The following is a 15,028-nucleotide window of genomic DNA, read 5'->3' as shown; positions in this document are numbered from 1 at the left end:
AGAAGGAGGAAGTATGAGAATGAAGCGTAGAATACTGGCAGTTTTGCTGGCGGCAGCCACAGTACTTACTTCAGTTCCTGCCTATGCGGCGGAACCCGTAGAAGCAATGGGTGAAAATTGTGTTATGCAGTTGGAATTTGAGGGAAATGTGGCCGACAGCATTGCGAGTGAGCGGCAGACCGTCGTGAAGAAATGGTCGGGAGATGAGAGCATAAATGCGCAAGAAGGTACCGATTATCAGTTTGTTGAAGGAATTATAGGAGAAAAGGCGCTCCAGTTGAATGGAGGAAGTTATTTAAGTCTTGGAGCGGAAGCAGATTTAAATCCGTCCAACCTGACTTTTTCTTGTTGGATTAATCCGCAGGAAAAGATGACCGGTGAGCAGATTCTTGTCTGGAATAAACAGTTGTGGAATCAGGATGGCTGGTACTTAAGTTCCCTCAATGATGAAGAACCGCTGGTACTTTCTATCGGTACCAGAGTGTATGAAGTACATATGAGTGGAACCAGAGACGAATTTTTCCCGGCAGGGGTGTGGACGCATATTGCGGTTACATTTGACAATGAGACAAAAAAAGTAACCATGTACAGAAATGGTGAGTCTCAGTTTGTTTCAACCGGAACTACTGCAGATCAGATTGTTGACAATGGTGCGGAGAAGGCAATTGGTTATAATGGTTCTGAGTATAAAGGCTCTTATCTGAAAGCAAGGCTGGATCAGGTGATTTTACTGGATACTGCTGCGAATGCGGACCAGATTGCCAAACTGTATGAAGAGGGCAAAAAAGAGATGACGGATGCAGAGATTGTCGTGGCTGATAAATCTATCCTGAATCCTTTTAGCGGGCTGAACACATCTGCTATTACGGCTGATATCAGCCTTCCGGAAAAGGGAGCGAACGGAAGTACGATTACCTGGGAAAGTACGGATAAAGATGTGATTTCTGAAACAGGAAAGGTGGTACGCCAGGCAGAGGATACAGAGGTAACGCTTACGGCAGTGATTAAATCCGGGGATGTGGAAGATACAAAATCCTTCACGGTAACGGTAAAGAAAAAACCACAGCTTACGGAAGAAGAGCAGCTTTGGGTAAGTTATGATATGACGGTAAAAGACGGTAAGCTTGTTGATAGCCAGGGAAGAGGAGACGCTGCGCTGGTCGGACTTTCTGCTGCGGACGTGACGACTGCTGAAAATGGAGAGAAACAGCTTAACTTTACAGATAATGCAAATCATTCCAAATATGTAAAGCTTCCGCAGGAGATTATTGAGCAAGGTGACGAGAGTTTCACAATAGATATGAAGTTTAATACTTCCCAGAAGGCTTTCGCATGGATTTTCAACCTGGGAACAAAGGGTACTGCGGACTATGTGTTTCTGAATCCGATCCGCGCATGGGGACCGACCGTGCTTTCCGTTAAATCCAGCGTGGTTTCCGGTGATGAACATAATGTTGATGTAGGGGATGTGATTGAAGCGGGAGCAGATACCGTAGCTACAATGGTATTCAATGATAATCAGACAGCCCAGCTTTATATTAATGGAAAATTGATTGGAAGTGTGAATCACGGGTGTAACATTACGGATATTCTGGAAAATGGCGTAACAGATCCTGCGGATGCAATCGGATATCTGGGATTATCTCTTTACGGGGCTGACCCGGGATATGAAGGGACGATTTCACGGTTTGATGTATATAATTATGCCATGACAGAAAAAGAAGTCGCTCTGCTGTATGTAGATAAGTATTTACAGATGGCGGATGAAGAACGTGTGGCGGCAGATGTTGCTGAGCTTAAGAAAAACCTGAAAGAGGGCGAACTGACAGCGAGTGAGCTGGAACTTCCGGATATGGGTATGAACGGAAGTAAGATTGTGTGGGAAAGCAGTAAGAAAGATGTCATTGCAGAAGACGGCGCTGTGACGCGTCCGGCAATTGGTAAGCCGGATGAAGCTGTTACACTTACCGCTACGGTATCCAGAGGAGAAGTAAGCCAGAAAGTTACTTTTGATTTCAATGTACTTGCGGTTACGGAAATGCAGGGGATGGAAGATTTTGAACTGGGAACTGTGGATGTAACCAATTCTTATTATGCTCAGATTTCTCAGAAGGATATTGATTTCCTGAAGACATTTGATGCAGACAGGCTGTTGTCCAGATTCCGTGAGACGGCCGGTCTGGATACCAAGGGTGTCGGCCCTTATACCGGATGGGAGAACAGCTACATTGGCGGCCATACGCTTGGACATTATATGACGGCGTGCGCGCAGGCATATCTGACGGCGGATAATGCAGGAGACAAGGCCTGGATGAAAACGCAGCTTGATACCATTATCAGTGGACTGAAAGCGTGTCAGGACGCAGTTGGCACAGGATTTATTTTCGGTGCGCAGATTGAAGACAAGAATAATATTGAAAAGCAGTTCGATATTATGGAAGGAACTGCCAGCGGAGGCAACTGGGTGCCGTGGTACACCATGCATAAGATTCTGGCAGGTCTGGTGGATGTATACAAATATACCGATAATGATGAGGCACTTGCCGTAGCTTCTAATCTTGGCGATTGGATTTATAACAGGGTCAGCAAATGGGATGACAGTATGAAGAGAAGAGTTCTCGGGATTGAGTACGGCGGTATGAACGACTGTCTCTATGAGCTCTATAAATATTCAGGAAAAGCAGAACATGCTAAAGCGGCTGCGCAGTTCGATGAGACGTGGCTGTTTGAATCCGTACTTTCCGGAAATGCCAATGTGTTAAATGGCAAACATGCCAATACGCAGATTCCGAAATTTGTAGGAGCATTAAACCGCTACCGTACTTTAAATGGACAGATGCTGGACGGTGAAGAGGTAGATGCAGAAATCTATCTGGAATACGTAGAAGCTTTCTGGGATATGGTTGTGAATAAGCATACTTATATTACCGGAGGAAACAGTGAGTGGGAGCACTTTGGCGCAGATAATATTCTGGATGCAGAGCGTACCCAGTGTAACTGTGAGACCTGTAATACTTATAATATGTTGAAGATGACCCGGGAGCTTTATAAGATTACCGGAGACAAGAAATATGCTGATTACTATGAAAACACTTTCATCAATGCGATTATTTCTTCTATTAATCCGGAGACGGGTATGACAACCTATTTCCAACCAATGGCTACTGGTTATTTTAAGGTATATGGTAACACAGATGTAAATAAAAACCAGTTCTGGTGCTGTACCGGAAGCGGTATGGAGAATTTCACCAAGCTTGGCGACAGCATTTACTACAAGAAGGGTAAGAACCTTTATGTAACGCAGTATTTAAGTTCTGAGGCAGAGTGGAAAGAGCAGAATATAAAACTGACGCAGACAACTTCGATTCCGGATAAGGATACATCAAAGTTTACAGTTCATGTGTTAGGCGGAAAATCAGCAGATATGAATCTGTATCTGAGAATCCCGGATTGGATTGCCGGAGAGCCGACGGTAACGGTAAATGGGAAGAAGGAAGAGGTTGTAGTCAGCGGTGGATATGTCTGCCTTGACAGAGAATGGGCGGATGGAGACACAGTAGAGATACAGCTTCCCATGGAAGTACGTGCTTATGGCCTTCCGGATGACGAAACCGTGTTTGGTTTTAAATATGGTCCGGTGGTTCTCAGTGCAGAACTCGGGACAGAGGAAATGGATAAATTCTCAGGATGCGGCGCCAGTGTTATGCTTCCGGGAAGCAAGATTGTAAATGGTTCCCAGGCGATGCCAAAAGATGGAAAACGTGCGGTACTTGGAACGGAAACATTGTCTATTGAAGAAACAACAGCAGAAGATTTCATTGAAAATATCAATGAATATCTGGTAAGAGTGGATGATGGCGACGAGCTTCGTTTTGAACTGAATGGGACAGACCAGAAGCTTGTGTTCTCCGCACATTACAGACAACATACACAGCGTTATGGAATTTACTGGTATTTCACAGGAAATGACCTTGATCCGGCTGAGGCAGAAGCAAGAATTCTTGCACAGAAGGAAGAAGGACGAACCAATCAGGTTAAGATTGACGTAACAAAGGCCGGATACGGACAGTATGAATTTGACGACCTGCATCAGTTGTGGGAAAATGGATCCCAGGGTACATCCAGCGACAATGAGCTGAATGGGATGACATCCCGTTATGCTGTGGCAGATAAAGATTTCTCTTACCGTATGGCGGTTAATAAAGAAAAAGATAATTATATTGTTGCAAAACTTGCAAAGATTGATAACGGCAAGACTCTCAAAATTACAATTGAAGGTCAGATAATTTATGAAGAGGTTCTGAATTACAGCGGTGATGATGCGATTTATGAAGTTAAGATTCCGATACCGGATGAGATTGTTCAGAAAGCACAGACCGTAAGTGTAACGGAAGGTGACGGAAATCAGAAAGATTATGATGTGCTGCGGATTTATTTCTCAGGAAAAGCCGGTGAGAATTCTGCAAGGCTGGTAGAGGAAGTGTATATTGCGACCGGATATTCCAATCATGCAGAGATTGAAAGTATGCAGTCAGATGTTGGAACGACAGATTTTGATGCGGCAACAAAGACTTATACGGTCACTGTACCGGAAGAGACAGAGAAAGCTGCCATTACAACAAAGATTGCGGATACATATGGTTTGCTCTATATAGACGGAAAACTGGTGAATGACTCTATTGCACAGAAATTTGACGTAAAAGATGAGGCTTCTGTAATGACATTCCGGGTTTATGGAGAGGATCATGAAACTTATGCAGATTATACGGTGAAAGTGGTAAGACAGAAAAAGACAGAAGAGCCGGAAGCAGAGATTGTATCGCTTGCTGTTACGGCACCGGAAAAGACGGAGTATAAGAAGGGTGAAAATCTTGATTTTACCGGAATGAAGGTAACTGCTAACTATAGTGATGGTTCAGTAAAGGACATTGCAGTAACGGACTGCGAAGTAAGCGGCTATGACAAGACTAAGACCGGCGAACAGACGGTAACAGTAACGTACGAAGGAAAGACAGCGACCTTCAAGGTAACAGTGAAGGAAGCAGAGAAACCGGATACAACAGACAAAACGGCACTGGAAGCAGCGGTTAAGGCAGCAATAGCGGATACCGAGAAAGCTAAGTATACGGAAGAAAGCTGGGCAGCTTACGAAGAAGCTTTGAATCAGGCGAAAGAAGTATTGGCAGATGCAGATGCAACACAGAAAGAAATTGATGATGCGGCTGCAGCGCTTGACAAAGCGGCAGAGGCTCTGGAAAGCAAGGGACTGCCATATGTAGACGTAGTGAAAGATGACTGGTTCTACAATGCAGCATACTACAACTACTTTGCAGGAACCATGACGGGTACAGATCCTACGCATTTCTCACCATACGCAACGCTGGTACGTGCACAGTTTGCAACGATTCTTTACCGTCTTAATGGGGAACCGAAAGTAGAATATGAAACAAAATTCCCGGATGTACCGGATGGACAGTTCTATTCAAAGGCAGTCATCTGGGCGGCTGAAGCGGAGGTCGTTACGGGTTATACAGATTCCGGATACTTTGGAACGAATGATCCGATTACCCGTGAGCAGATGGTAACGATGATGTACCGTTACGCGAAGCATATGGAATATGAATCTGAAGAACCGACCGATATCAGCGCATTTACAGACGCTGATAAGGTAACGAAATTTGCGGAAGAGGCAATGAAGTGGGCAGTAGCCAACGGAATCATTGCCGGTAAAGAAAATGAAGATGGTTCTTACCGTCTCGACCCGCAGGGTGACACAAGCCGTGCAGAATGCGCGATTATTATCCAGAGATTCATGGAGAAGTTTGAAAAGTAAATAAGTGAAGTAAATGAAGTATAGAATTCCTGGCGATATTCCTTGTCATAATAGTAAGACAGTGGGATGTTGCCGGGAATTTTTGATTGTGAAAGAAGAAACGGAGATTATCCGCTTTAATGGTGACATGTGTAGCGAAAAATGCTAATATGTGCGTAAGAAAAAATGCAATTCAGGAGGGTGATATGAGGCGCAGTACATATGACAGGCTGGAAATGGTATACCAGAAGTTTAAAGGATATATAGGAACGCAAGAGCTTCTGAAAGAAGGGTTTTCAAACCGCCAGATAGCGGTCATGGCAGAAGAGGGGCATCTGGAAAAAGTATGTCATGGATATTATTGGCTGGCAGGAAAAAAGGAAGCGAAACCATCAGACTATAAATGCATAGAAGTCTGTCTTAGCGACCCCAGGGCGATCGTTTGCATGGACAGCGCTCTCTATTATCAGGGTATGCTTAAAGAAGAGCCGGAATATTTGTCTGTTGCCACGGCGCGGACGGATCGTAGCTTGCTGGGTATGGCTTTTCCGATTACACGGCATTATTTTTCGACGAATCATTACTTAATAGGTGCGAGAAAAAAAGAGACGGAATTTGGCTGCTATAATATCTACGACATTGAGCGGAGTATCTGCGATATGCTTCGTCTGGAATCGTATATTGATACAGAGATCGTAGATAAGATAAAAGCGAATGAGGAACAATATAGACGTATATTGAGATATGCAGAGCCACTGCGGGTAAAACAGCAATTATAGAGTTATGGATTATTTTTTTAACAATATGCAAACACAAATATACATTGAAAATACAAGAGATAATCGAGAAAAACAGATATGCAGGGTATCGATGTATATGATACTGTTTCATAGGAAGATATCCGAGGATTCTGCAATTGTAATTATATGGAGGTACATAGCAATCGCATGGATGAAAAAAAGATTGGAAAATTAAAAAAACTTTTTGATGATGTTATTCATATATCAGAAGATGGAGCAATTGAATTTTGGTATGCCAGGGAATTGCAGCCATTGTTAGGATATTCCAGGTGGGAAAATTTCGAGTTAGTTATAAAGAAAGCGATGATATCTTGTGAGAATGCAGGTGGAAATGTAAACGATCATTTTCGTGGCGTCACGAAAATGATAAAATTTGAATGCAAGAGAGAAATTAAGAGAGTCTGAAAAAAGGTTGTCTCAGAATATTTACGAACGTGGAGTGGATGATGCTGGCTTTGGAAGAATAAGATCCAAGGGTGACCAGGCGCTTTTTGGCGGATTTACTACAAAGGACATGAAAGAACGTCTAAGAGTAAAAGAGAACAGACCTCTGGCAGATTTCCTTCCAACATTGACCATAGCTGCTAAAAATCTGGCAACAGAAATGACTAATTATAATGTGGAACAAAAAGAATTATATGGCGAAGCTCCTATAACAGATGAACATGTTCAGAATAATTCAAGTGTAAGAGAGATGTTGGGACAGAGAGGAATAAAGCCGGAGGATTTGCCCCCGGCAGAAGACCTGAAAAAGTTGGAACGCAGAGTGAAAAGAGATGAGAAGAAGTTAATGAAAGGATAAAAAATCTTTGATCCTTACTTGACAGCAGCATATGCGAAGCTGGTAGAAGCGGAGGTATTAAGCGTTTCCGACAGTGACCGGAAGGAACTTTGGCAGTTGCTTAAGTAAAATGCAGAATGAGCCGGGCAGTGGAAAGGGTACAGAGAATGAAAAAATGGCGGTAGGTTTTCCATAATATTTCTGTACAATAGAAAAATAAACTGCCCATTGGTATTGAGAATTTTGAAAAGCTGCAGACAGAAGGTTTTTACTATGTAGATAAGACAAACCTTATTAAAGTTATGCTTGCGGAGCAGGAGAATTAAGTTTCAATTAAAGTTGTCAAAGTGTGCATATTGATAAATATCCCGGATTTCTTCCGGCATGGTCTCCGGAGTGAGAGAGCGAAGCCGCTCCTCGTTTCCGTCTTTGATTGCCTGCTCATAATACCAGCATTTGTATTTCAACATGGCGAGAACGCGGTTCATACGTGCAATCTCGGCTTCTGCCTGTTCCTTTTGCCTTATGAACAGATCCCGGCGCTGTGGGTAAGTTTCGCTGCCCTGACCGCACCATTCTATAAATTGTTTGATGTCTTTGATTTCAAGACCTGACTTTTTCAGGCATTCAATAACCCGAAGGGTTTCAAGTTCTGCTTCACCGAATCTGCGGATCCCGGAAGTGCGCTTTATATTTGGAAAGAGTCCTTCTTTGTCGTAATAGCGCAGTGTTGAGATTGGCAGTCCAAACATCTCAGATACCTGTCCGATTGTATACATATTCATCCTCCTGTGCAGTTGCTGTTTATAGCACCTTTGTGCAAAGTTTTTTGAAAAATAATCTTGACCTAAAGTTAGGTTTACGTTCTACAATGATTTTAACAAATAAAAACAGAACTGTCAAAGGAGAGAAAGAATTATGAATGGAAATTTTACTTATTGTAATCCTACCAAACTTTATTTTGGAGAAGATTCTCTGAATTCGCTGAATACGGAACTGCCAAAATATGGGCGCAATGTAGTATTAATCTATGGCGGCGGCTCAATTAAGAAGAATGGAATCTATGAGGAAGTTGTTTCTATTTTAAAGAAAAATGGGAAAGAGGTTGCGGAGATTTCCGGTGTTATGCCCAATCCTACCCTTGCCAAATTGTATGAGGGTGTTGAGATTGCAAGAAATCACCAAGCGGACTTCATTCTGGCCGTAGGCGGTGGTTCGGTCTGCGATTATGCAAAGGCGGTGTCTGTGTCTGTTCATTGTGAAGATGATCCGTGGCAGAAGTATTATGTTCGTTTTGAAGAACCGGAATGTGAGACGATTCCGGTGGGGTGTGTGCTGACAATGGTAGGAACTGGTTCGGAGATGAACGCTGGTTCTGTGATAACGAATCAGGAGACAAAGCAGAAAATCGGCCATGTTTTTGCAGACGAGGCGATTATGCCGAAGTTTTCGATTCTGAATCCCCGCTATACCATGACCCTGCCGCATTATCAGATGGTTTCCGGTATTTATGACATTTTCAACCATATTTGCGAGCAGTACTTTTCGGGAGAGGATGACAATACCAGTGATTACATCAGTGAAGGACTGATGCGATCTCTGTTACATTCCAGTCGGATTGCGAATGAGAATCCGCAGGACTATGAGGCGAGGAGCAATATTATGTGGACGGCAACATGGGCACTGAACACGCTGGTGGCAAAAGGAAAAACTACTGATTGGATGGTTCATATGTTGGGACAGGCAGTGGGAGGTTACACCAATGCGACCCACGGTATGACGCTTGCTGCGGTTTCTCTGCCGTATTATCGATACATTCTGCCTTATGGGCTGGCGAAATTTAAGCGTTTTGCGGTAAATGTATGGGATGTGGATCCGGAAGGAAAGGATGACCGCCAGGTTGCAGAAGAAGGACTTGCGGCAATGGAGAATTGGATGAAAGAGCTGGGACTTGTGATGAATATCCGTGAGTTGGGAGCCGATGAAGCAATGATTGAAGGAATTGCTGACGTAACACTTGCCATGCCAGGAGGATACAAAGTACTTGACCGGGAGGAAATTGTACAGATTCTGCGGGAGAGTCTTGTATAGAAAAGTGCAAGTTACCATTCACAGCACCCCACCAGCATGCGCACTCGTCGTATCTTCGATACTCCAGTCTTACTCCTGACGGAGCTAAGACTGCTTATGCGGGTGGGGTGACTGCTCCACAGTCCGGATTTGAATAGTAATGAGTGCAAAATATTTAACAAAAATGAATAAAAAAGCGCATGGAATGTTTTGGAGAAAAGTGATATAATGTTCTGCAAGAAAAGTAGGGAGGAGAAAAATTTATGAAGCAGCAATGGAAAAGAGCAGCGGCATTCTTTCTGTCAATCTGTCTGCTCTTTAGTGTTATGCCTGTGACTGCATCGGCGGCAGTATCAGATGATGTGCGAATCAGCATCTCTGATATGACGACGGAGTATATGGCGAATCCCATTGGCATTGAAACAGATTCCGTGCATTTTGGATGGAAGCTGGAGTCCAATGGAATTGGTACGAAACAGACGGCATATCAGATTCAGGTTACAGAGAGCGGCACATCGAAAGCCGTATGGGACAGCGGCAAAGTTGAGAATGACAAGTCTGTCGGTATATCTTATGGAGGCGAGGCACTGGCGGAAGGTACGGCTTATGACTGGACGGTGAAAGTCTGGACAGAGACGGGCAGTGAAGTACAATCCGGTACGGCTTCATTTGAGACAGGAGTTACAAATCAGCAGGCATGGAAAAATGCGGCGTTTATCCGTATGAATAAAAGTTCCGCGGCCCCGGTTTTCAGAACAGAACAGAAGCTGGATGGCAAGGTAGAATCTGCAAGACTTTATATTACGGCGATTGGTGCATATCAGGCATATGTAAATGGAAGCCGGGCAGGTGTGCAGGAAGACGGTGAGACCGTTTATCATCACATGAACCCGGGATACGGCAATAGAAATATCAGTATGGGCTATCAGGCTTATGATGTAACCTCCATGCTGGAAGAGCAGGATACAGCCGTGGTTTCCGTGATTGGAGGAACCGGGTGGAATGACGGAAACGGCGGAACGAATATCGGCGCCACATCCGCACAGCCTGCGGTGAAGGCGATGCTCCGGATTCGTTATGCGGACGATACGGTGAAAGACATTGTTACCAATACGACTGACTGGAAGGGAACACTGGACAGCGGTATTACTGCCAACGGAGTATATTATGGTGAAGATTACGACGCGCGTATAGCAGAAGAACTGGGTGATTTCACGAAAGCAGGTTACGATGACAGCGCGTGGGTGAATTCCCTGACAGAGGGGAATGATACGCAGACTCCTGTGATTCATCAGGAATTTGCGGCACAGGAAAATGTAAAATATGCACAGCTTGTTGTAGAAGAAATCGGACCCGGCACAAAGGGAGATAACGAGAACCGTCTGCAGATGATGGAGCTGGAGCTTAAGGATTCCCAGGGAAATAATGTGGTGAGCGGGCTTGCACCGAAGGTATCCAATACATTTACATGGGGAACGCAGTGGACAGAAAGTAATCTGACAGATGGAGATTACGGAATTGACAGTGACAGAGGATATTCCTCAGAGCAGGTGGCAAGCGGACAGACCTCTTTTACGTTGGAAACACCGATTACAATTGAATTTGCATTTGACAGTGCAGTGTCTGTGGAAAGTCTGGACATTTATCCGCGAATCAAGGGAGAACCAATCAGCGGAAATGAGTGCGTCAACTATCCGAAGAAATACAGCCTGAAGGTTTCGGAAAACGGGACAGATTGGACGACTGTGGATACTTATCAGGTAGATAGCCTGCGCAATACTGTCAGCTATCCGGAGACGGACAGCGAGGGAGTCTATTCTGAGGCAGATTTCGGGGAAGTGACAGCACAGGATGTGAGAGTTGCCGTCTATGCGGTAGGCCCGGCGGTTATGGAGGATAATGAGAATCGTCTGCAGATTATGGAATTGGAACTTCTGGATTCTGCTGAGAAAAATGTGGCGGCAGGAGTTACTCCAACAATATCCAGAAATTTTGAATCGGCTCCCCAGTGGAGTGCGGCGAACCTGACAGACGGAGACTATGGCCTGAAGAATAATGCGGGCTTTACCACGGAGATATTGGATTATGGGAATGAAGTCCTGGATATGGAGGACAATCCGATTACCATTGATTTTCATTTTAACCAGGCGGTTACCTTCTCGGGTATGAAGTTGTACGCACGTACGGACAAGGAATCTATTTATTACGGAGTTTGCCCGAACTATGCGAAAATCTATTCTATCCAGACGTCTTCAGACGGCGGTAAGACCTGGAAAGATATTGACGGTGCTTCAAAACTGGATGCGGGTACGCTGAAGAATACGGTGCTGTCAGGAAAGACGGCCATGTCGACCACCACTTATTCCGGCGAGATACGTGCGCAGGCGGCGACACCGGGCAAAATTATTGACAAGTTTTCAAAAGAACCGGTATCCTGCGTGCTTTACACCGGACAGGCGGCCAATTCTTCTCTGGCAGGCGGCGAAGTAAATGTAGATAAATATTATGCATACGAAGAGCCGGAGGATGCTCTGTATGCAGGAAAATATGAGGCTGTTTCCGAGGGAGAAAATATCCTTGGGGACGGAATCACTCTGAAAAAGGGACAGACGATGATCGTAAATCTGGGACAGAATATGACAGCTATCCCAGAGGTGGAATTTGCGGCTGAGCGGGGAACCCGACTTACCATGCGGTTTGCGGAAATGCTGAATGACGGAAGCGCTTCCGGAAACGGCGCTACACAGGCGGACGGACCGAAGGGTTCTATTTACCAGAAGAGCCTGAGAAATGCAAGGTCGGCGGTTAAGTATACCTTTGCCGGAGACGGGAAAGAGCATTATCAGACAACGATGTCCTTCTTTGGATATCAGTACATAGAATTTACTGCAACGGATGACGTGACGATTTATTCTGTAAAATCAAAGGCGCTCTCATCCATAACAGAGCAGACCGGAAATATTGAGACAAATAATGCGAATGTAAATAAATTGTTCTCCAATACTTTATACGGACAGATGAGTAATTATTTTACGACGTCTACGGATTGCCCGCAGCGTGATGAGCGGCAGGCGTGGAGCGGAGACACACAGGCATTTGCACAGACGGCAGTTTATAATTTTAACTCCGTGGCATTTCTGAATGAGATTCAGGACATTTTGTCAGAAAATACGCTGATAAAAGGATATACGCCTTCCGTATTTGACGATATGAACGGATACTTCAGTACCTGGGCGGCAGGCTGGAGTGACGTAGAGATTATTGATCCATGGGTGCTTTACAGCCAGACCGGAGATACTTCTGTTCTGGAAGAGAACTGGGATGCGATGGTTCACTATATGGATTATATGAAGGCGCATGAAAGAGGCGCAAACCAGGCGCCGATTGATCTGGGAGCCGACAGAAATTATGGCGATTGGCTGTCCTTCCAGGGAACTTCGGTAGAAGTTATTTCTGACTATTACTATGGTTATATGGCACAGTTGATGGCGAAGATTGCGGGCGTCCTGGGCAATACGGAGAAGCAGGCGGCTTATGAGCAGCAGTTTGAAGATATTAAGGAGACCTTTTTAAAGACACATGTAACATTTAACGATGGTAATCTTGTGATTAAATCAGGTACAGGAGATATGCAGAGATACCAGTTCATGTGGTGGGCAGGAAAAGGCGGAACCTGGGAGGATAATTCCCAGACAGCGCTGCTCTGGATGCTGAAACTGGGATTCTATGACAGTGACGAGATGCGTGATGCGGCGAAAGAGCTGCTGATAGAGAATATTAAAAATGAAAATCCGGCAGCAGGCAGTATTCGGGCTAATTATGGGAAAAATACGCTTGCGGTTGGGTTCCTTGGCTCCAATGTAATCACGCCGGTGCTTTCAGATATAGGAAGCAGCGATGTGTCCTATGATCTGCTCCTTCAGGATGAACAACCGTCCTGGCTCTTTGAAGTAAAAGCAGGGGCAACGACCATCTGGGAGAGATGGAATTCCTATACGCCGGGCGTGGGATTCGGCGACAGCGAGATGAACTCCTTTAATCACTATGCATACGGTTCTGTGGTAGAATGGATGTACCGTTACATGGCGGGGATTGCCGCGGACGAAGAAAATCCGGGATTCAAGAATATTATTTTACAGCCGACGCCTGACACAGGAGAAAAATATAACGACGAAGAACGTATTCATTCCGTGGATGCTTCTTACGAATCTTATTATGGAAAGATTGAATCTCAGTGGAAGAGTACAGATGGCGAACTTACCTCCTACCATACGGTAATACCGGCAAATACAACGGCAGTTCTGTATCTCCCTGTAAAAGAGAACGCACTGGACGGTTTCGAGGCGCTGACCGGTATGTCCTATGAAGGCATGGAAGAGCACAATGGATTGGAAACGGCGAAATTCGTGCTGGAATCCGGCGGATATGATTTTAGTGTGAAGGATGGAAAGCTGACAGCAGTTTACGCGGAAGGTTATGTAGGACAGGAGGATGGAGACGATCCGGTTGTGGTAGAATCCATTACGGTAACAGCACCGACGAAGACAGAGTACACAGCAGGAGAAGAGCTTAACCTTGACGGAATGAAAGTTACTGCAAAATACAGCGACGATACAACAAAAGATATTGCGGTAACGGATTGCAAAGTAAGCGGTTATGATAAGAATAAGACCGGAGAGCAGACAGTAACAGTAACATATGAAGGAAAGATAGCTACCTTTAAGGTTACAGTGAAGGAAGCAGCGAAACCGAATGATACAGACAAGAAGAAGCTTGAGGCGGCAATCAAAAATGCAGTTCCGGATACTAAGAAGGATCATTATTCAGAAGCGAGCTGGGCAGCTTACGAAGAAGCTTTGAAGAAGGCAGAAGAAGTATTTGCAGATACGGCCGCAACGCAGAAAGAAATTGATGATGCGGCTGCAGCGCTTGACGAAGCGGCAAAGGCTCTGCAATGGAAAAAACTTCCATATGAAGACGTAGTAGAAAATGACTGGTTCTACGATGAAGTGGCTTACAACTATTACGAAGGAACTATGACGGGTATGGATGATACGCATTTCGCGCCATACACAACACTGGTACGTGCACAGTTTGCAACGATTCTTTACCGTCTCAACGGGGAACCGAAAGTAGAGTATGAGGCGAAGTTCCCGGATGTACCGGATGGACAGTTCTATTCAAAAGCAGTTACCTGGGCGGCCGAAACAGAAGTTGTTACGGGTTATACAGATTCCGGATACTTTGGAACGAATGATCCAATTACCCGCGAGCAGATGGTAACCATGATGTACCGCTATGCGAATTACAAAAAGTACAAATCCGAAAAACCAACCGATATCAGCGCATTTACAGACGCTGACAAGGTAACGGAGTTCGCAGAAGATGCAATGAAGTGGGCGGTAGGCAACGGAATCATTGCTGGAAAAGAAAACGAAGACGGTTCCTATCGTCTTGACCCACAGGGAGGCACGAGCCGTGCGGAATGTGCAATCATTATCCAGAGATTTATGGAAAAGTTTGAGAAATAAAAAAGTATTAGTTCAGCCCGCGCCATTCGCAAAA

The 15,028-nt window shown here is 44.8% G+C and carries 7 protein-coding genes and 1 pseudogene; 7 read left to right on the top strand and 1 reads right to left on the bottom strand.

What is annotated here, in order from left to right:
• The first annotated feature begins 19 nt into the window (after positions 1–19).
• The 5 genes and pseudogenes from OCV99_RS11125 to OCV99_RS18240 all read left to right on the top strand — a co-directional run.
• A complete protein-coding gene (locus OCV99_RS11125) occupies positions 20–5,833 on the top strand; it encodes a beta-L-arabinofuranosidase domain-containing protein (protein WP_262575468.1) in 5,814 nt (1,937 codons plus the stop codon).
• Positions 5,834–6,018: 185 nt separating this feature from the next.
• Positions 6,019–6,591, top strand: a complete 573-nt coding sequence (locus OCV99_RS11120) for a type IV toxin-antitoxin system AbiEi family antitoxin domain-containing protein (RefSeq protein ID WP_158370600.1) — start codon at positions 6,019–6,021, stop codon at positions 6,589–6,591.
• Positions 6,592–6,759: 168 nt separating this feature from the next.
• Positions 6,760–7,017, top strand: coding sequence for a hypothetical protein (locus tag OCV99_RS11115; protein ID WP_227193571.1), 258 nt, complete (start codon positions 6,760–6,762; stop codon positions 7,015–7,017).
• Positions 7,018–7,024: 7 nt separating this feature from the next.
• A complete protein-coding gene (locus OCV99_RS11110) occupies positions 7,025–7,414 on the top strand; it encodes a hypothetical protein (protein ID WP_227193572.1) in 390 nt (129 codons plus the stop codon).
• A 200-nt stretch (positions 7,415–7,614) separates the two neighbouring features.
• Positions 7,615–7,701: pseudogene (locus OCV99_RS18240) on the top strand (AAA family ATPase); the annotation flags it as partial.
• Between the two features lie 21 nt (positions 7,702–7,722).
• Here OCV99_RS18240 and OCV99_RS11100 read toward each other — a convergent pair.
• On the bottom strand, positions 7,723–8,172 hold the full coding sequence (locus tag OCV99_RS11100; RefSeq protein ID WP_158370598.1) for a MerR family transcriptional regulator: 450 nt from the start codon (positions 8,170–8,172) through the stop codon (positions 7,723–7,725).
• Between the two features lie 139 nt (positions 8,173–8,311).
• On the opposite strand from OCV99_RS11100, the gene OCV99_RS11095 reads away from it, so the two are divergent.
• Together OCV99_RS11095 and OCV99_RS11090 are read left to right on the top strand one after the other, a co-directional pair.
• Positions 8,312–9,484 carry an iron-containing alcohol dehydrogenase gene (locus OCV99_RS11095; protein ID WP_158370596.1) on the top strand — a complete coding sequence of 391 codons (1,173 nt, stop codon included), beginning with the start codon at positions 8,312–8,314 and terminating at the stop codon, positions 9,482–9,484.
• Between the two features lie 242 nt (positions 9,485–9,726).
• Entirely contained in the window at positions 9,727–14,994 is a 5,268-nt protein-coding gene (locus OCV99_RS11090) for a family 78 glycoside hydrolase catalytic domain (protein WP_158370594.1), read from the top strand.
• Positions 14,995–15,028 lie beyond the last annotated feature (34 nt).

Origin of the sequence: Dorea acetigenes (genome assembly GCF_025567385.1) — a bacterium.
Lineage (GTDB): Bacteria > Bacillota > Clostridia > Lachnospirales > Lachnospiraceae > Claveliimonas > Claveliimonas acetigenes.
The sequence above is the reverse complement of the archived record's forward strand: the minus strand, read 5'-3'. Positions and strand labels throughout refer to the sequence as shown.